Genomic DNA, 16,376 nt, shown 5'->3' on the forward strand with positions numbered 1-16,376 from the left:
CAGTTGCACGCCGCCAGTAGAATGGCCGGTATGGCAATTCTCCTTGTGCATTAGCGGCGTCGAGACACCTCCGCCCTCGTCCCGTCAGCCGTCCGACCGCCCTGGAGTTTTACCGTGATCACCGCTTCCGGCATCGAGCTGCGTGCCGGCGCCCGCATCCTCATCGAGTCCGCCTCCTTCCGTATCGCCAAGGGCGACCGCATCGGCCTGGTCGGCCGCAACGGAGCGGGCAAGACCACGCTCACCAAGTGCCTCGCGGGCGAGGGCAACCCCGTCGGCGGCACCATCACCCGCTCCGGCGAGGTGGGCTACCTCCCGCAGGACCCCCGCACCGGCGACCTCGACGTGCTGGCCCGCGACCGCATCCTCTCCGCCCGCGGCCTCGACGAGATCCTGCGCAAGATGCGGGAGAACGAGGAGCGGATGGCGACCGGCAAGGGCGCCACCCGCGAGAAGGCGATGAAGAAGTACGAGCGCCTGGAGACGGAGTTCCTCACCAAGGGCGGATACGCCGCCGAGGCCGAGGCCGCCACCATCGCCGCCGCGCTCAGCCTGCCCGACCGGGTGCTCGGCCAGCCGCTGCACACGCTCTCCGGTGGTCAGCGCCGCCGCGTCGAACTGGCCCGGATCCTCTTCTCGGACGCCGACATCCTGCTGCTCGACGAGCCGACCAACCACCTCGACGCCGACTCGATCGTCTGGCTGCGCGACTACCTCAAGACCTACCGCGGCGGCTTCATCGTGATCTCCCACGACGTCGAGCTCGTCGAGACGGTCGTCAACAAGGTCTTCTACCTCGACGCCAACCGTGCGCAGATCGACATCTACAACATGGGCTGGAAGCTCTACCAGCAGCAGCGCGAGGCCGACGAGAAGCGCCGCAAGCGCGAGCGGCAGAACGCCGAGAAGAAGGCCGCGGCGCTCAACTCGCAGGCCGACAAGATGCGCGCGAAGGCCACCAAGACCGTCGCCGCGCAGAACATGGCCAAGCGTGCCGAGCGGCTGCTCTCCGGCCTGGAGGCCGTCCGGGTCTCCGACAAGGTCGCCAAGCTCCGCTTCCCCGAGCCCGCACCGTGCGGCAGGACCCCCCTGATGGCGGAGGGCCTGTCCAAGTCGTACGGCTCGCTGGAGATCTTCACCGATGTGGACCTCGCCATCGACAAGGGCTCCCGGGTCGTCATCCTCGGCCTCAACGGTGCGGGCAAGACCACGCTGCTGCGGCTCCTCGGCGGTGCCGAGAAGCCCGACACCGGCGAAGTGATCGAGGGCCACGGCCTCAAGCTCGGCTACTACGCCCAGGAGCACGAGACCCTCGACCCGGACCGCTCCGTCCTGGAGAACATGCGCTCCGCGGCGCCCGACCTCGACCTCGTCGAGGTCCGCAAGACGCTGGGTTCCTTCCTCTTCTCCGGCGACGACGTCGACAAGCCGGCCGGCGTCCTCTCGGGTGGGGAGAAGACCCGTCTCGCGCTGGCGACCCTGGTGGTCTCCTCCGCCAATGTGCTGCTCCTGGACGAGCCGACGAACAACCTCGACCCGGCCAGCCGTGAGGAGATCCTCGGCGCGCTGCGCACGTACAAGGGCGCCGTCGTCCTCGTCACGCACGACGAGGGAGCGGTCGAGGCCCTCCAGCCGGAGCGCATCATCCTGCTGCCGGACGGCGTCGAGGACCTGTGGGGCGCGGACTACCAGGACCTGGTCGCACTGGCCTGACCCGCCCGCTGCCGGTCTGATCCACTCCGTCTGGATCATTCGGCCTACGCGTGATCCATCATCTGCGTGAGGACGTCTCGTACCCCGGCGCGGCGCCCGGCAGATACCTGCCGGGCGCACCCGTATGGGGGCCGCGCCCCCCGTGTGGCCCTGACCTGCCGGTTCTTCCCGAGCCTTGGCGCACCCGCCGCCACGGCCCCACGGAATGCGGGATTCCGATCGTGTGGCCCCCTCTCGGGCCGGGAACCGGGTTGCACGGACCTTGCCGAATGGGTGGCCAGGAAGCCCCCGAGGGGTGATCATGAGAGTCCAGAGCGCACTTCCCATGAGGAGGCACGGGTGGCCGAGACTCTGAAGAAGGGCAGCCGGGTTACCGGCGCCGCGCGCGACAAGCTCGCGGCAGACCTGAAGAAGAAGTACGACTCCGGTGCGAGCATCCGGGCGTTGGCCGAAGAGACCGGCCGCTCCTACGGATTCGTCCACCGGATGCTCAGTGAGTCCGGAGTCACGCTGCGGGGACGCGGCGGAGCGACACGGGGCAAGAAGGCCGCCACGGCCTGACGGCCTACGGCGGTCGGGGCAGGCCGTCCGGCCCGTCCCGGGGCTCACCGGTTTCGTCGGTGGCCACCCGGCCGGCAGCGATGTCGACCGGGTGGTTACTGTTCAGTCACTTAGCTCTGCTTGTTGACTGAACCGATCCGGAGGCGCCCCATGACCTCGCTCGACTCTTTGCTCGACAAGGACGGCGTACGACTCACCGTCGACGACGCGGTCGCCACGGTGACCCTCACCAACCCGGCCAAGCGCAACGCCCAGTCCCCCGCTCTCTGGCGGGCGTTGACGGAGGCCGGACGGGCACTGCCCGGAAGCGTGCGGGTCGTCGTGCTCCGCGGCGAGGGCAAGTCCTTCTCCGCGGGCCTCGACCGGCAGGCGTTCACCCCCGAGGGGTTCGACGGCGAGCCGTCCTTCCTGGACATGGCGCGCGGCTCGGAGGCCGAGCTCGACGCGACCATCGCCGAGTACCAGGAGGCGTTCACCTGGTGGCGCCGCAACGACATCGTGTCGATCGCGGCCGTCCAGGGACATGCGATCGGTGCCGGTTTCCAGCTCGCCCTCGCCTGTGATCTGCGGATCGTCGCCGAGGACGTGCAGTTCGCCATGCGCGAGACCAGCCTCGGTCTGGTGCCCGACCTCACCGGCACGCACCCCCTGGTGCACCTGGTGGGGTACGCCCGCGCGCTCGAAATCTGCGCCACGGGCCGCTTCGTGCACGCCGAGGAGGCCGAGCGTACCGGTCTGGCCAATCTCGTCGTCCCCGCCGGTGAGCTGGACGCCGCGGCGCGCGATCTGGCCGGCGTGCTGCTGGCCGCCCCGCGCGACGCCGTCGTGGAGACCAAGGCGCTGCTGCGCGGTGCCGTCTCCCGCGGTTACGAGGAGCAGCGCGTCGCCGAACGCGCCGCGCAGGGCCGCCGACTGCGCGACCTGGCGGGCGTCACCGACTGAGCATCCGTCCTTCGAGCGCGGGGCGGGTCCGGCCCGGCCCGCGCTCAGTCCCGCTCCACCACCGCGGTGACCAGCACCGCGACCGAGGGGTGCCCCTCCACCGCGGCCGCCACGGCACTCCGCACCGCACGGGCCACGTCGAGCGCCCGGTGGCCCGGGTCCGTCGCCAGCTCGATGCGCACATGGTCCGGGTCCGCGTGCACCGCACGGCCCAGCACCCCGGTCAGCGTCACCACGCCCGGAACACCCGCCGCCGCGGTCCCCGCCACCCCTTCCGCAGCTGCCTCGTGCACCTCCATCGGGGCGGGAGCCGGTCGTTCGGGCGGTGCGTCCAGCAGTGCCGTCACCCGGACGTCCACCGTGTCGACCACCAGGCCGAGCCGCTCCCCGGCGGCCGTCAGCAGCGCCGAGCGCAGCGCGTCGGCCGCGACGGGCAGCGGCCGGCCGGATACGGCCGACATCGTCACCTCGATCCGCAGCGGCCCCGGAGGCAGCGCGCTCGGCGGCGGCTCCACCTCCGGTCCCGGTGCCCCGTCCGGATCTGCCACCGAGATCCTGAGCTTCCCGAGCGCGGCGCCGGGGCTTGTCACTGCGCCCCGCAGCACCGCGACCGCGGCCCGCTCCGAGATCCAGGCCCCGTCCGCCGGACCGCCCAGCGGAAGCAGCCGGCCGAGGCCGAGCCGTAGCCGTACCGCCGCTGCCCATCCGTCGGCCCCGCGCGGGCCGTCAGCCGTCGTCATTTCCCCAGCCTGCCGCATCCACGGCGCGAGAAGGGGCAAGCACGCCTAATGTGGGCAAAGAGGTCCAACCTGCCCTGAAGGGAAGAATGGCGATGACCGAGACCACACAGCGGAACCGGCCCGAAAGCCCCGAAAAGGAATCGAGCACGCTCATCAAGCGCGGCGGGGGAGCCCCCGCCACCCGTGGCCGTACGACCATCGCCGACGGAGTGGTCGAGAAGATCGCGGGAATGGCGGCGCGCGATGTGGTCGGCGTCCATGCGATGGGCAGCGGCCTCTCGCGCACCTTCGGGGCGGTGCGCGACCGGGTACCCGGTGGTGGCAGGTCCGTCACCCGTGGGGTGAAGGCGGAGGTCGGCGAGTCCCAGACCGCACTCGACCTGGAGATCGTCGTCGACTACGGCGTCTCGATCGCCGATGTCGCCCGCGACGTACGGGAGAACGTCGTCGCGGCGGTCGAGCGGATGACCGGCCTGGAGGTCGTCGAGGTCAATATCGCGGTGAGCGATGTGAAGCTGCCCGACGAGGCCGAGGACGAGGGCCAGTCCGAGCCACGTCTCCATTAGACCTCCGGCGCGAGGGAGTTGAGGAGCGCACGATGAGCATGGCTGTGGTCGGCATGGTGGCCGGCATGGCGCTCGGATTCGCCGGGTACTTCGGCGGATTCGGGGCCTTCCTGCTGGTGGCCGCCCTGGGAGCGGTCGGCTTCGTAGCCGGCCGCCTCCTGGAGGGCGACCTGGAACTCGGCGACTTCTTCCGGAGTCGCGAGCGCGGCGACCGACGGCGGTGACGGCGTTGTCGGGGGCGAGCAGCCGGATCGCCGCAGGTGAGCGTGGGGAGACCCGGATCGCCGACCGGGTGGTCGCCAAGATCGCCGCACAGGCGGCGAAGGAGGCGATCGACGAGCCGCCGCCGGAGGGTGCCGCGCCGCGCGCCACGGTCACGGTGCACCGGGACACCGCCCGGGTCCGGGTGAGCCTGGAGCTCGGATACCCCTGCGACATCGGCCGCCAGTGCGGCGGGGTGCGTCGTCATGTCGCCGAGCGGGTGAGGGCTCTGGCGGGGATGGAAGTGCCCGAGGTGGCCGTACAGGTGGAGCGTCTGCATCCGACGGGAGCGAGCGCCGCGGCACAGGGGAGGCTCCGATGAGCGAGCGTCACGGGCCGGAGCACCCCGCGCCGCGACTGCCGGCCACTGACCCCGTCGAAGCGGACGGAGGAAACCCGCCCGACGAGAAGGGCGAGGTGCTCGGACTCGGCCGGTCCGCCTCGTCCGCCGCCCACGATCCGGTGCCGTCCCACCAGGAGGGCGGCGGCAGAGCGGGCCGCTTCTGGTCCGCGCGCCGTGTCCCCGCTGCGCTCCTCGCCCTCGTGGTCCTCGGCGCCGGCGGACTGCTGCTCTACGACGTGGCGGCGGTGCGGGCCGGCCGGCCCGCGATGCAATGGCGCCGGTCGCTGGCCGACGAGCTCGCCCGGCGCCCGCTGGAGAACGCCTGGCTGCTCGCCGCCGCCGCGCTCGCCGTGGCGATCGGACTGTGGCTGCTCGTGCTCGCCGTCACCCCCGGCCTCCGCGGTCTGCTGCCGATGCGCCGCGACCGTCCCGGCGTACGGGCCGCCCTCGACCGGTCCGCGGCCGCACTGGTCCTGCGCGACCGGGCCGTCGAAGTGTCCGGGGTGCAGTCGGTGCGGGTCCGGATGGGCCGGGGCAGGGCGGTGGTGCGCGCCGTCTCGCACTTCCGGGAGCTCGACGACGTACGGGCCGATCTGGACACCGTGCTCGGGACAGGCATCAGGGAACTGGGGCTGGCCAGGCCGCCGAGCCTGTCCGTACATGTCCGCCGGCCCGCGAAGAAGAGGTGAGCCCGTTGCTCAGGACCGTCAACCGGGTACTGCTCGGCCTGGCCGGGCTGGTACTGATCTGCGGCGGCGGCGCGGTGCTCGCAGCCGGTCTCGGCCTGGCCGTGCCGTCCTGGTGGCCCTGGTACGGCAGGCGCGATGTGCTCGTCAGCGAGGCCGACCGGGACCGCTGGAGCGACCAGGGCTGGTGGTGGCCGGCGGTCATCGCCGTCCTCGCCGTCGTGGTCGTCCTCGCCCTGTGGTGGCTGCTGGCCCAGCTGCGCCGCGCCCGCCTCGCCGAGGTGCTGGTGGACAGCGGTGACGGCGAGGGGGCGCTCCTGCGGGGCCGGGCCCTGGAAGGGGTGCTCGCCGGTGAGGCGGAGACGCTGGACGGAGTGGCCCGCGCCCAGGTCGCGCTGACCGGCCGGCGCAGCTCGCCGCAGGCCAGGATCCGCCTGCTGATGGAGCCGCACGCGGCGCCGGACGAGGCGCTCGGCAGCCTCACCGACGAGGCGCTGGCCCATGCGCGGGATTCGGCCGGGCTGGCCGAGCTGCCGGCCGAGGTACGGCTGAGAGCGGTCAGGCACCGTGCGGAACGGGTGAGCTGACAGCAGGTCGCCGGCCGGCGACCGGGCACGGGCTCCGGATCAGAAGCCGTGCCGGGAGCCGCCGTCGACCGGCACCATGATGCCCGTCAGATACGAGGCCGCGGGCGAGAGCAGGAACGCCGCTGTCCGGCCGAACTCCTCCGGGGTGCCGTAGCGCCGCAGCGGAATCCGTGCCTCGTTGGCCGCCCGGGAGGCCTCCGCGTCGCCGGAGAGGGCGTCCAGCTCCCGCACCCGGTCCGTGTCGATCCGGGCCGGCAGCACGCCCACCACCCGGATCCCGCGGGGACCGAGCTCGTCGGCCAGCGACTTGGCGAAACCGGCCAGGCCGGGACGGAGGCCGTTGGAGATGGTCAGTCCGGCGATCGGCTCGTGCACGGAGCCGGAGAGCACGAAGCCGATCACGCCGCCCTCGCCGAGCACGTCCGCCGCGGCCCTGGCGAGACGTACCGCGCCCAGGAACACCGACTCGAAGGCCGACTGCCACTGCTCGTCTGTGTTGTCGGCCAGGAAGCCGGGGGCCGGTCCGCCGACGCTGATGAGAATGCCGTCGAGCCGCCCGAACCGCTCGTGCGCCGCGTCCACCAGGCGCTGGGCGGACGCGGGATCGGCGTTGTCGGCGGCGAGGCCGGCCGCGGCCGCGCCCAGTTCGGCGGCGGCCGCCTCGACGCGCTTCTCGTCCCGCCCGGTGATGATCACTCTCGCGCCGTCGTCGGCGAGCGCCCGCGCCGTGGCGTTGCCCAGCCCCCGGGTCGCTCCGGTGATGATGTAGACACGGTCCTTCAGTCCAAGATCCATGGCTCCTATCCTGCCGCGTCGGGCTCCATCGTGTCCTCCCCGGCCAGTGCCATGGCGGTGCCGACGAGGCCGATGTGGCTGAACGCCTGCGGGAAGTTGCCCAGCTGACGGTGGCCGGCGGTGTCGTACTCCTCGGCCAGCAGCCCCACATCGTTGCGGAGCGCCAGGAGCCGCTCGAAGAGATCCCTGGCCTCGTCGGCGCGCCCGGTCAGGACCAGTGCGTCGGCCAGCCAGAACGAGCACGCCACGAAGGCCCCTTCGCTGCCGGGCAGTCCGTCGATCGAGGAGCCGTCCGTGGTGTAGCGGCGCAGCAGGCAGCCGCGGCCCAGCTCGGCCCGGACCGCGTCGATCGTGCCGATCAGCCGGGGATCGTCCGGGGGCAGGAAGCCGGTCCGGGCGATCAGCAGCGTCGCGGCGTCCAGATTCCGGGAGCCGTAGGACTGCGTGAAGGTGTTCCGTTCCGGGTCGTACCCCTTCTCGCACACCTCCCGGTGCACCGCGTCCCGCATCGCCCGCCACCGGTCGGCGTCGCCGGCCAGCGAGGGGTTGCCCTCCAGGGTGCGTACGGCACGGTCGGCGGCGACCCAGGTCATCACCTTGGAGTGCACGAAGTGGCGGCGCTGGCCGCGGATCTCCCACAGCCCCTCGTCCGGCTCGCGCCAGGTGGACTCCAGGAAGCGGAGCAGGCTGAGCTGCAGACTCCAGGCGTGCGGCTTGTCGCCCAGCCCCGCCTCGCGCGCCAGCCGCAACGAGTCGATGACCTCCCCGTACACATCGAGCTGACGCTGGCGGACCGCGGCGTTGCCGATCCGGACCGGGGCGGAGTTCTCGTATCCGCGCAGCCACGGCAGCTCCGCCTCGGGCAGTCTGCGTTCACCCGCGAGGCCGTACATGATCTGGAGGTCGGCCGGGTCCCCGGCGACCGCGCGCAGCAGCCAGTCCCGCCAGGCGGCGGCCTCCTCCAGGTAGCCGGCCGAGATGAGGGCGCCGAGGGCCAGCGTGGAGTCCCGCAGCCAGCAGAAGCGGTAGTCCCAGTTCCGTACGCCCCCGATCTCCTCCGGCAGCGAGGTGGTGGGCGCCGCCACGATGCCGCCGGTCGGGGCGAAGGTCAGCGCCTTCAGCGTGATCAGCGAGCGGATCACCGCTTCCCGGTAGGGGCCCCGGTACCTGCACCGCGAGGACCACTCGGTCCAGTCGGACAGAGCGTTCTCCAGCGCCTCGTACGGGTCGACCAGATCGGGGCGGGGCGAGTGCGAGGGGTGCCAGGTCAGTACGAACGCCACCTTCTCGCCCGCGGAGACGGTGAACGACGAGCAGGTGGAGAACTGCTGGCCCCAGGTCTTGACCGGCGGCTCGCTGCGCAGCCAGGCCGAGTCCGGCCCCGCGACCGCCACCCGGTGCCCCTGCGAGCGGCGCACCCACGGCACCACCGAGCCGAAGTCGAAGCGCAGCCGGATCACGGAGCTCATCTCGACGGTGCCGCTGATGCCCTCGACGATCCGCATGACGTCGGGCTCCCGGTCGCGCTGCGGCATGAAGTCGATGACCTTGACCGTGCCGGTGCGGGTCTCCCAGAACGTCTCCAGGACCAGGGACTCACCCGCGTAGCCGCGCCGGGTGCAGGTCTCCGCGCCTTTCGGGGCGATCCGCCAGTGGCCGTTGTCCTCGTCGCCGAGCAGGGCGGCGAAGCAGGCGCCCGAGTCGAAGCGCGGCAGACAGAGCCAGTCCACAGAACCGTTTCTGCCGACCAGGGCGGCCGTCTGGAGATCGCCGATGAGCGCGTAGTCCTCGATGCATGGGGTCACGTTCTGGCGTGTTCCCGAACCTGGGCCCCGTTAAGCAGTCCCGGACGGCGGGGGTCACCCGGCCGGGAACGCCCGGCCCGCATCCGGCGGCCACGACGTCAGGCCGTGGCGGGTTCCGGCTTCTCCGGCTTCTCCGGTTCGGAGGGCTGCTGCTCCCCGGCGGCCTCCTTGGCCGCGGCCTCCGCCCGGTCGCGCTTCTCCCTGCGCGCCAGCACCACGTACCCGACCGGGACACCGGCGGCGAAGAGCCACCACTGCACGGCGTACGCCATGTGCGGGCCGATCGAGCTGTCGTCCGGCGCCTCGATCAGTTCCGGGGAGCCGCCGACGGGCTCGGGCGCGGTCTGCTCGATGTAGCCGCCGAGCACCGGCCGGGAGAGCCGTTCGGCCTCCTGGGCGCTGTTGATCAGCATCACCTGGCGGTCCGGCAGGTCCGAGATGTCCTTGATGCCGCTGGCACTCGTCGTCTCGTCGGCCTTGAGCCGTCCGGTGACGGTCACTTCGCCGCGGGGCACGGCCGGCACCTCGGGGAAGGCCCGCTGGCTGTCGGCGGAGGGCACCCAGCCGCGGTTGACCAGGACCGTGCCGCCGTCCTTGAGGTCGAACGGGACCAGCACATGGACACCGATCCGCCCGTCGGCGGAGGTCCTGCGGCGTACGACCACCTGATGCTCGGTGTCGTACGTGCCCGTGGCCGTCACCGTCCGCCAGTAGTCGGAGCGCGGGACCGTGTGACCCGGAGCGGTGAGCGAGGTGACCGGAACCGGCTTCGCCTTGAGATTGCGGGAGATCAGAGAGTTCTGCGCGACCTTGTGCTCATGCCGGTGCAGCTGCCAGAAGCCCAGCTCGACCATCGTGGGGATCAGGACGAGGGCGAGCAGGGCGAGGATCAGCCACTGCCGGGTCAACAGGAAGCGGTACACCCCACGACGGTACAACTGTGTCGTGGGGTGCATCGCGCAGGGGTGGGGGGAAGACAGTGCGGCGGCCGCTGCTCAGACTTTGTCGATGATGCCCACCTTCCCCTCGGCGCGGGCGCAGTGACCGCCGCAGAACCAGTGCCCGTCGACCTCGACGCCCTGGCCGATGATCTGGACCCGGCAGTGCTCACAGATGGGCGCCATGCGGTGAATGGCGCAGGAGAAGCAGTCGAAGACGTGCACCGCGCCCTGGGCGTGCACCTCGAAGGACATCCCGTAGTCGTTTCCGCAAACCTCGCAACGTGCCATGCGCCACAGGGTGGGACGCGAGGGCGGCGGCGGGCGAGCGGCGGGCGGGCGAGTCGTCGCCGGTTCACTCCGATGACGGCGTGACCGCCTGGCCCGGTGCGGGTGCCACATCGCGCAGCAGGTGGGTGAACGCGCCCTCGTCCAGGATCGGGGTGCCGAACGACTTCGCCTTGACCGTCTTCGACGTCGACGAGTCCGGGTCATTGGTGACCAGCAGACTGGTCAGCCGGGACACGCTGGTCGCCACATGCAGCCCGGCCTCCACGGCCCGGTCCTCCAGCAGTTCGCGGTCGACGGAGGTGTCCCCGGAGAACGCCACCCGCATGCCCTGCATGAGAGGTTTGTCCTTCTCGTACCGCCCGGGGTTCGGATACGGGCACGCCGGGCGCTTGCGCGAGGGGCGCCAGCTGCTGTGACCGTACGAGGGCTGGTAGCCGATCCGCGGTGTGACGGGGGAGTCCGACCACTCGGTCAGCGGCCGGCACTCCAGCAGCGGCAGCCGGACCCCGCCCCGCGCCGCCGCGTGCAGGCTCGGCCGGAACGCCTCGGCCAGCACCCGGGCGTCGTCCAGGGCGTGGTGGGCGCGCTGCTGCACGACGCCGAAGTGCGCTGCCAGCGACTCCAGTTTGTGGTTGGGCAGCGGCAGCCGAAGCTCCTTGGAGAGCGCGATGGTGCACAGCCGCTGTGTCACGGGGGCGACGGCCGAGGCCCGTGCGTACTCCCGCGCCAGCATCGACCAGTCGAAGGCCGCGTTGTGCGCGACGAGGACGCGGTCCGCGAGCCGCTCCGAGAGCTGGGCGGCGACCTCCGGGAAGAGCGGAGCGCCTTCGAGGACATCACTGGTCAGCCCGTGGATCCAGACCGGGCCGGGATCGCGCTCGGGGTTGACGAGGGTGTACCAGTGGTCCTCGACATTGCCCTGCGCGTCCAGGCGGTAGACCGCAGCGGACACTATCCGGTCGTCCCGTGCGAGTCCGGTGGTCTCCACGTCGACGACCGCGTACCCCTGTGGGTAGGCGGTCGGCCACGGTGCTGCGGTCTGGCGGTCGTCGAGCATGGTCACAGAGAATACGGGCCGCGACTGACAGTCTCCTATTCGGCTGTCTCCCGCTCCTGCGTGCCGGTTCTGCGGCGCGCCCCCTGTTGCGGGGGGCCTGTCAGCAGTCCTTCCACCAGGGCCCGTACGGAATCCTCGAACAGCCGGTCCGGGTCGGTGGGCCGGGCCAGCGCGCGGGCCAGCGCCGGGTCGTCGTCCGCGGCGGACGCGGTCCACAGCTCGCCCTCGCCGGGTGACTGGACGGGGGACCGCTCCCGATTGCGTTCGACGAGCAGGAAGCCGACGGTCTGGAACTGCACCGCCCGCACCGCCGCCGCAGCCCGCGCCCCGCGCAGCCCCGCGGCGTGCACTTCGTGGACGAGGGCCTGTTGCGCGGGCAGGAACATCCGCTCGGTGAGCCCTCGTTCGTGGACCATCGCGATCAGATGCGGCCTGGCCCGCAGTTGGCGGCGCAGGCCGCGGGCGACCGAGACGATGCGGGCCGCCGGGGTCCGGCCGGCCGGGCGGAGGGTGCCCATTTCCTGCACGGTGCTCTCGACCAGGGCGTCCAGCAGCGATTCACGATTGCCGACGTGCCAGTAGATCGACGTCACCGCGGTGCCCAGTTCCGCGGCCAGAGCACGCATGGTGAGGGCCTGCGGGCCGTTCCGCCTCACCAGGGCGGCGGCCGTATCCAGGACCTGCTCGCGAGTCAGCGACGATCGCGCCACAGTGCTCCTTGATTCTCGAACTCCGTTACGTGCATGCCTATTTACCCTTCATCGACGTCGGTGTAACTGTGTTACAGAACCTGGCGCGGAGAACCGAGACACGGAGAACCGATTCACGGACGACCGAGAAGGGGTGGTACGGCATGGCACGTGTACGGTACGGCGCACGCACCGAGGCCGAGATCGCGACGGCCCGCGAGGCACGCTCCGCACTCCCCGACATCTGGTCCACCGGTGTGGTGGCCCTCTGGGAGAGCGACCCCGACGCGGTGGCGGCCGTCCTCCCACCGCCCCTCGAACCCGCACGGCGCCCGCTCGTCCGGGCGAGCATCAGTACGGTCGAACTCCCCGGCTACCCACTCGGCGCCGGCTCCGTCGCCGTCGCCGCCGTCCACGACGGGCACGAGGGCTGGTACCCGCTCGTCATGCCGATGACCCATGAACGGGCGCTGACCGGCGGCCGCGAGGTGTTCGGCGAACCGAAGAAGCTCGGCGAGGTGACCGTCGAACGCGACGGCCTCGTCGTCCGGGCCGCGCTCGCCCGGCACGGCATCGCGTTCGTCGAGGTGCGCGGCGCGGTCGGCGAACAGCTCCCGCTGCCCGAGCCGACGGCCAAGCTCGACTTCTACTTCAAATTCCTGCCCGCGGTGGACGGCGAAGGGTTCGACTCCGACCCCGTCCTGATCCACTGCACCCGCCACGAGAAGGTCCGCAGACTGGAACGCATATCGGGCGACGTGGTGCTGCGCGAGTCGGTGTACGACCCGGTCGCCGACCTCCCCGTACGACGGCTGGTCGACCTCACCATCGGCGAGAAGACCAGCGACCAGCAGGGCAGGGCCGTGGAGCGGGTGAGCGCGAAGGCCCTGCTGCCGTACATCCACCAGCGCTACGACGACCCGCAGCAGATCCACGACGGACCGCCGGAGGGGAGCGTCCGATGAGACTGGAGAAGGGGCAGACCGCCGTCGTCACCGGCGCCGCGAGCGGCATCGGCCTCGCGATGGCACGCAGGTTCGCCGCCGAGGGGCTGAGCGTCGTCCTCGCCGATGTGGAGGAGGGCGCGCTCGACGGGGCGGCGCGCGAATTGCGCCGGGACGGTGCGCAGGTGCTGGCCCGGGTCGTCGACGTCGGCGAGCGGGAATCCGTACAGGCGCTGGCCGAAGCCGCGTACGACACCTTCGGCGCCGTGCATGTGCTGTGCAACAACGCCGGTGTCGGTTCCGGGGCCGAGGGCCGGATGTGGGAACACGAACCGAACGACTGGAAGTGGGCGTTCGCGGTCAATGTCTGGGGCGTCTTCCACGGCATCCAGGCGTTCGTGCCGCGCATGATCGCGGGCGGTGGTCCGGGTCATGTCGTCAACACCTCGTCCGGCGACGGCGGGATCGCCCCGCTGCCGACCGCCTCCGTGTACGCGGTCACCAAGTCCGCAGTCGTCACGATGACCGAGTCGCTGTACGCACATCTGAAGGCCGAGGGCGCACCGGTCGGCGCCTCGGTGCTCTTCCCCGGCCCGCACATGCTCCGTACCGGACTGTGGGAATCGCACCGCAACCGCCCGCAGCGGTACGCCAAGGAGCGCCCCCGCAAGACCCCGTACCGCAGCCTCGACCAGTGGGAGTCCGCCATGCGGGCGGCGGGCCACGAGGTGGAGTTCACCCCGGTGGAGGACGTCGCGGGGACCGTCGTGGACGGGATACGCGCCGACCGCTTCTGGATGCTGCCGCAGAGCGAGCACAGCGACCGGCAGATCCGCGCCAGGTCGCAGTCGATGCTCGACCGGGCCAACCCGTCGTACCTGGAGAGTTTCATACTCGACTGAGGAGCGAGCGATGACCGACGACCCGTACCTGATCATCTCCTCCGACTGCCACGCCGGGCTGCCGACCGAGGAGTACCGGCCCTATCTCGACCCCCGCTTCCACCGGGAGTTCGACGACTTCCTCGCCGGGCGCGAGCGCCGCCGCGAGGAGATGACCCGCCTCGGTGTACGCAACGAGGCCTTTGCCGACAAGTGGTTCCAGGACAACGAGGAAGGTCTGAAGGGCGGCTGGGACGCCGCCCGGCGTCTCAAGGAACTCGACGGCGACGGGGTGGCGGCCGAGGTCGTCTTCCCCGACGCGGACGCCGTCGACAGCCGGACCGCCGCCCCGTTCGGCGTGGGCCTCGGGCTCTCCGGCGACCAGGACCCCGAACTGGGCATGGCGGGCGCGCAGGCCCACAACCGCTGGCTCGCCGACTTCGTCTCGCAGAACCCCGAACGCCACTGCGGGGTCGCCCTGTTGCCCGTCACCGGGGAGGTCGACCGGGTCGTCGCGGAGATCCACCGGGCCAAGGAATCCGGACTCGGCGCACTCATGATCCCGTCCATGTGGGTGGACAAGGCCCCGTATCACGACCGTCGTTACGACCCCGTGTGGGCGGCCGCCGCCGAGACGGCCATGCCGGTGGTCACGCACTCCGGTGCGGCCCCGCGCCACGAGTACGGCGACCACCTCGGGATCTACGTCTCCGAGGTCACCTGGTGGCCGTCCCGCCCGCTCTGGTTCCTGCTCTGGTCGGGCGCCTTCGAACGCCACCCCGGGCTGAGGTTCGGCGTCGCCGAGTCCGGCTGCTGGTGGCTGCCGAACCTCCTCTGGTTCATGGACCGGCTCTACCTGGGTGCCCACGGCGGCAAGAAACTCTCCCCGTTCGCCGAGCTGAAGCGGCCCCCGCACGAGTATCTCGACCGCCAGGTCTTCATCTGCGCCACGAACACCAAGCGCCGCGAACTGGCCCAGCGGTACGAGATCGGTGTCGACAACATCCTGTGGGGCAGCGACTTCCCGCATCCCGAAGGCACCTGGCCGAACACGGCGAACTGGCTGCGCAACACCTTCCACGACATTCCGGTGGCCGAGACCCGCCGCATGCTGGGCCTTGCCGCGGCGGAGGTCTTCGGCTTCGACACGGCGAAGCTCGCGCCGGTCGCCGAGCGCATCGGCCCCACACCCGAGGACCTGGGCCAGAGCGCCGACCAGGCGGCGGTCGAGGCGTCCTGGGCACGCTCGCGGGAGGTCGGCCGGCACTGGCTGACCGACCACGACTTCCCGGTCCTGGGGGTCCGGTGATGGACCGCTACACGGTCATCTCCGCAGACTGCCACGCCGGAGCCGATCTCCTCGACTACAGGCCCTATCTGGAGGCCAAGTACCACGACGACTTCGACGCGTGGGCAGCGGCATACGTCAACCCGTACGAGGACCTCCTCGCCGACACCGCCGACCGCAACTGGAACTCCGCACGCCGCGTCGCGGAGCTGGAGGCGGACGGCATCGTCGCGGAGGTCGTCTTCCCCAACACCATCCCGCCCTTCTTCCCCTCCGCCTCCCTGATGGCGCCCGCGCCGACGCGGGCGGACTACGAACAGCGCTGGGCCGGCCTGCGCGCCCACAACCGCTGGCTCGCCGACTTCTGCGCGCAGGTGCCGGGCCGGCGGGCGGGCGTCGCGCAGATCCTCCTCAACGATCCGACGGAGGCGGTCCGCGAGGTCCGCCGCACGAAGGAGGCGGGGCTCACCGGCGGCATCCTGCTGCCCGGCACTCCGCCGGGATCCGGCATCCCGGAGCTGTACTCCCAGGTGTACGACCCGCTGTGGGAGGTCTGCGAGGAGCTGGACGTACCCGTGAACCACCACGGCGGATCGGCCTCCCCGCCGCTCGGCGACGAACCGGCGGCGCGTGCGGTCTTCATGGTGGAGACGACCTGGTTCTCCCACCGGGCGCTGTGGCACCTGATCTTCGGCGGGGCTTTCCGTCGCCATCCCGGACTGAAACTGGTCCTCACCGAACAGGGCTCCGGCTGGATCCCGGGCGTCGTGGAGATGCTGGACTACTACCACGGACGTCTGGTCGCGGCGGCGACGGGGGCATCCACCGCCGAGTCCAAATTCGGCGCAGGGCTTGCCGCTTCGATGGGCGCGAGCCCCGGTGAGGTGTGGCGGGACAACTGTTACGTCGGCGCCAGCTTCATGCGGCCGCACGAGGTGCCGCTGCGCGACCGGATCGGCATCGACAAGATCATGTGGGGCAGCGACTACCCGCACGACGAGGGGACCGCCCCGTACTCGCGAGAGGGCCTGCGGATCGCGTATGCGGGCCTGCCGCCCGAGGAGATCGCGGCGATGGCCGGCGGCAATGCCGCGCGCGTCTACGGGTTCGACCTGGCGGCGCTGGACCGTGTCGCCGCGACCGTCGGCCCGACGGTGGAGGAGATCGCCGAACCCCTGAAGGAGGTCCCGCCCGACGCGACCAGCCCCGCCTTCGCGCGGGGCGGGTCGGTACGCGTCTGGTGATCCGCAGTCGTCGACCCCCGTCCGGTCCGCCGCTCACCTGTGGCA

Annotated in this window: 19 protein-coding genes; 12 read left to right on the plus strand and 7 right to left on the minus strand. The window is 71.5% G+C overall.

Annotated elements, in window-relative coordinates; genetic code table 11:
• Nucleotides 1–114: 114 nt before the first annotated feature.
• The 3 genes from IE107_RS04555 (at nucleotide 115) to IE107_RS04565 (ending at nucleotide 3,216) form a co-directional block, all read left to right on the plus strand.
• A complete protein-coding gene (locus IE107_RS04555; protein WP_189541261.1) occupies nucleotides 115–1,713 on the plus strand; it encodes an ABC-F family ATP-binding cassette domain-containing protein in 1,599 nt (532 codons plus the stop codon).
• A 339-nt stretch (nucleotides 1,714–2,052) separates the two neighbouring features.
• The gene (locus IE107_RS04560) at nucleotides 2,053–2,274 is read left to right on the plus strand and encodes a helix-turn-helix domain-containing protein (RefSeq protein WP_018518904.1); all 222 of its coding nucleotides are present in this window, start codon (nucleotides 2,053–2,055) and stop codon (nucleotides 2,272–2,274) included.
• 150 nt (nucleotides 2,275–2,424) lie between these two features.
• On the plus strand, nucleotides 2,425–3,216 hold the full coding sequence (locus IE107_RS04565) for an enoyl-CoA hydratase/isomerase family protein (RefSeq protein ID WP_189541263.1): 792 nt from the start codon (nucleotides 2,425–2,427) through the stop codon (nucleotides 3,214–3,216).
• Between the two features lie 44 nt (nucleotides 3,217–3,260).
• Here the strand turns inward: IE107_RS04565 and IE107_RS04570 are convergent, their stop codons facing one another.
• A complete protein-coding gene (locus IE107_RS04570) occupies nucleotides 3,261–3,956 on the minus strand; it encodes a hypothetical protein (protein WP_189541265.1) in 696 nt (231 codons plus the stop codon).
• A gap of 92 nt (nucleotides 3,957–4,048) precedes the next feature.
• Between IE107_RS04570 and IE107_RS04575 the strand changes: the two genes are divergently transcribed.
• Genes IE107_RS04575 through amaP form a run of 5 tightly spaced genes read left to right on the plus strand, consistent with a single transcriptional unit; the run spans nucleotide 4,049 to nucleotide 6,399 of the window.
• On the plus strand, nucleotides 4,049–4,522 hold the full coding sequence (locus IE107_RS04575; protein ID WP_189541267.1) for an Asp23/Gls24 family envelope stress response protein: 474 nt from the start codon (nucleotides 4,049–4,051) through the stop codon (nucleotides 4,520–4,522).
• A 32-nt stretch (nucleotides 4,523–4,554) separates the two neighbouring features.
• Nucleotides 4,555–4,746, plus strand: coding sequence for a hypothetical protein (locus IE107_RS04580; RefSeq protein ID WP_189541269.1), 192 nt, complete (start codon nucleotides 4,555–4,557; stop codon nucleotides 4,744–4,746).
• Entirely contained in the window at nucleotides 4,743–5,105 is a 363-nt protein-coding gene (locus IE107_RS04585; protein WP_189541271.1) for an Asp23/Gls24 family envelope stress response protein, read from the plus strand. Before IE107_RS04580 ends, IE107_RS04585 begins: the two co-directional genes overlap by 4 nt.
• On the plus strand, nucleotides 5,102–5,815 hold the full coding sequence (locus IE107_RS04590; RefSeq protein WP_189541273.1) for a DUF6286 domain-containing protein: 714 nt from the start codon (nucleotides 5,102–5,104) through the stop codon (nucleotides 5,813–5,815). The genes IE107_RS04585 and IE107_RS04590 overlap by 4 nt, the downstream gene beginning before the upstream one ends.
• Before the next feature lie 5 nt (nucleotides 5,816–5,820).
• The gene (gene amaP / locus IE107_RS04595) at nucleotides 5,821–6,399 is read left to right on the plus strand and encodes an alkaline shock response membrane anchor protein AmaP (protein WP_373302393.1); all 579 of its coding nucleotides are present in this window, start codon (nucleotides 5,821–5,823) and stop codon (nucleotides 6,397–6,399) included.
• A gap of 39 nt (nucleotides 6,400–6,438) precedes the next feature.
• Here the strand turns inward: amaP and IE107_RS04600 are convergent, their stop codons facing one another.
• From IE107_RS04600 to IE107_RS04625, 6 genes are all read right to left on the minus strand, one after another.
• Nucleotides 6,439–7,194, minus strand: a complete 756-nt coding sequence (locus IE107_RS04600) for an SDR family oxidoreductase (protein ID WP_189541276.1) — start codon at nucleotides 7,192–7,194, stop codon at nucleotides 6,439–6,441.
• Between the two features lie 5 nt (nucleotides 7,195–7,199).
• Entirely contained in the window at nucleotides 7,200–8,999 is a 1,800-nt protein-coding gene (locus IE107_RS04605; protein WP_189541279.1) for a glycoside hydrolase family 15 protein, read from the minus strand.
• Nucleotides 9,000–9,097: 98 nt separating this feature from the next.
• Entirely contained in the window at nucleotides 9,098–9,922 is an 825-nt protein-coding gene (locus IE107_RS04610; protein WP_189541281.1) for an SURF1 family cytochrome oxidase biogenesis protein, read from the minus strand.
• A gap of 72 nt (nucleotides 9,923–9,994) precedes the next feature.
• On the minus strand, nucleotides 9,995–10,228 hold the full coding sequence (locus IE107_RS04615) for a metallothionein (protein WP_072482991.1): 234 nt from the start codon (nucleotides 10,226–10,228) through the stop codon (nucleotides 9,995–9,997).
• 64 nt (nucleotides 10,229–10,292) lie between these two features.
• Nucleotides 10,293–11,291, minus strand: coding sequence for a DEDDh family exonuclease (locus tag IE107_RS04620; RefSeq protein ID WP_189541283.1), 999 nt, complete (start codon nucleotides 11,289–11,291; stop codon nucleotides 10,293–10,295).
• A 29-nt stretch (nucleotides 11,292–11,320) separates the two neighbouring features.
• Nucleotides 11,321–11,995: a TetR/AcrR family transcriptional regulator gene (locus tag IE107_RS04625; RefSeq protein WP_189541285.1), complete on the minus strand. Its 675-nt coding sequence runs from the start codon at nucleotides 11,993–11,995 to the stop codon at nucleotides 11,321–11,323.
• A 143-nt stretch (nucleotides 11,996–12,138) separates the two neighbouring features.
• Here IE107_RS04625 and IE107_RS04630 point away from each other — a divergent pair, with 143 nt between their 5' ends.
• The 4 genes from IE107_RS04630 to IE107_RS04645 are packed head-to-tail and all read left to right on the plus strand — an operon-like array spanning nucleotide 12,139 to nucleotide 16,331.
• Nucleotides 12,139–12,939, plus strand: a complete 801-nt coding sequence (locus tag IE107_RS04630) for an acetoacetate decarboxylase family protein (protein ID WP_189541287.1) — start codon at nucleotides 12,139–12,141, stop codon at nucleotides 12,937–12,939.
• Nucleotides 12,936–13,820 carry an SDR family NAD(P)-dependent oxidoreductase gene (locus IE107_RS04635; protein WP_189541289.1) on the plus strand — a complete coding sequence of 295 codons (885 nt, stop codon included), beginning with the start codon at nucleotides 12,936–12,938 and terminating at the stop codon, nucleotides 13,818–13,820. The genes IE107_RS04630 and IE107_RS04635 overlap by 4 nt, the downstream gene beginning before the upstream one ends.
• A gap of 10 nt (nucleotides 13,821–13,830) precedes the next feature.
• On the plus strand, nucleotides 13,831–15,108 hold the full coding sequence (locus IE107_RS04640) for an amidohydrolase family protein (protein ID WP_189541291.1): 1,278 nt from the start codon (nucleotides 13,831–13,833) through the stop codon (nucleotides 15,106–15,108).
• Complete coding sequence (locus IE107_RS04645) at nucleotides 15,108–16,331, plus strand: amidohydrolase family protein (protein WP_189541293.1); 1,224 nt, start codon at nucleotides 15,108–15,110, stop codon at nucleotides 16,329–16,331. Before IE107_RS04640 ends, IE107_RS04645 begins: the two co-directional genes overlap by 1 nt.
• The last annotated feature ends 45 nt before the right edge of the window (nucleotides 16,332–16,376 follow it).

This window comes from Streptomyces gelaticus (genome assembly GCF_014649535.1).
GTDB lineage: Bacteria > Actinomycetota > Actinomycetes > Streptomycetales > Streptomycetaceae > Streptomyces > Streptomyces gelaticus.

What these genes read in the sequence shown, in the direction of transcription:
- IE107_RS04565 (WP_189541263.1), top strand. Translation starts at nt 2,425, where the DNA reads ATGACCTCGCTCGACTCTTTGCTCGACAAGGACGGCGTACGACTCACC.
- IE107_RS04570 (WP_189541265.1), bottom strand. Translation starts at nt 3,956, where the DNA reads ATGACGACGGCTGACGGCCCGCGCGGGGCCGACGGATGGGCAGCGGCG.
- IE107_RS04575 (WP_189541267.1), top strand. Translation starts at nt 4,049, where the DNA reads ATGACCGAGACCACACAGCGGAACCGGCCCGAAAGCCCCGAAAAGGAA.
- IE107_RS04580 (WP_189541269.1), top strand. Translation starts at nt 4,555, where the DNA reads ATGAGCATGGCTGTGGTCGGCATGGTGGCCGGCATGGCGCTCGGATTC.
- IE107_RS04590 (WP_189541273.1), top strand. Translation starts at nt 5,102, where the DNA reads ATGAGCGAGCGTCACGGGCCGGAGCACCCCGCGCCGCGACTGCCGGCC.
- IE107_RS04600 (WP_189541276.1), bottom strand. Translation starts at nt 7,194, where the DNA reads ATGGATCTTGGACTGAAGGACCGTGTCTACATCATCACCGGAGCGACC.
- IE107_RS04615 (WP_072482991.1), bottom strand. Translation starts at nt 10,228, where the DNA reads ATGGCACGTTGCGAGGTTTGCGGAAACGACTACGGGATGTCCTTCGAG.
- IE107_RS04630 (WP_189541287.1), top strand. Translation starts at nt 12,139, where the DNA reads ATGGCACGTGTACGGTACGGCGCACGCACCGAGGCCGAGATCGCGACG.
- IE107_RS04635 (WP_189541289.1), top strand. Translation starts at nt 12,936, where the DNA reads ATGAGACTGGAGAAGGGGCAGACCGCCGTCGTCACCGGCGCCGCGAGC.
- IE107_RS04640 (WP_189541291.1), top strand. Translation starts at nt 13,831, where the DNA reads ATGACCGACGACCCGTACCTGATCATCTCCTCCGACTGCCACGCCGGG.
- IE107_RS04645 (WP_189541293.1), top strand. Translation starts at nt 15,108, where the DNA reads ATGGACCGCTACACGGTCATCTCCGCAGACTGCCACGCCGGAGCCGAT.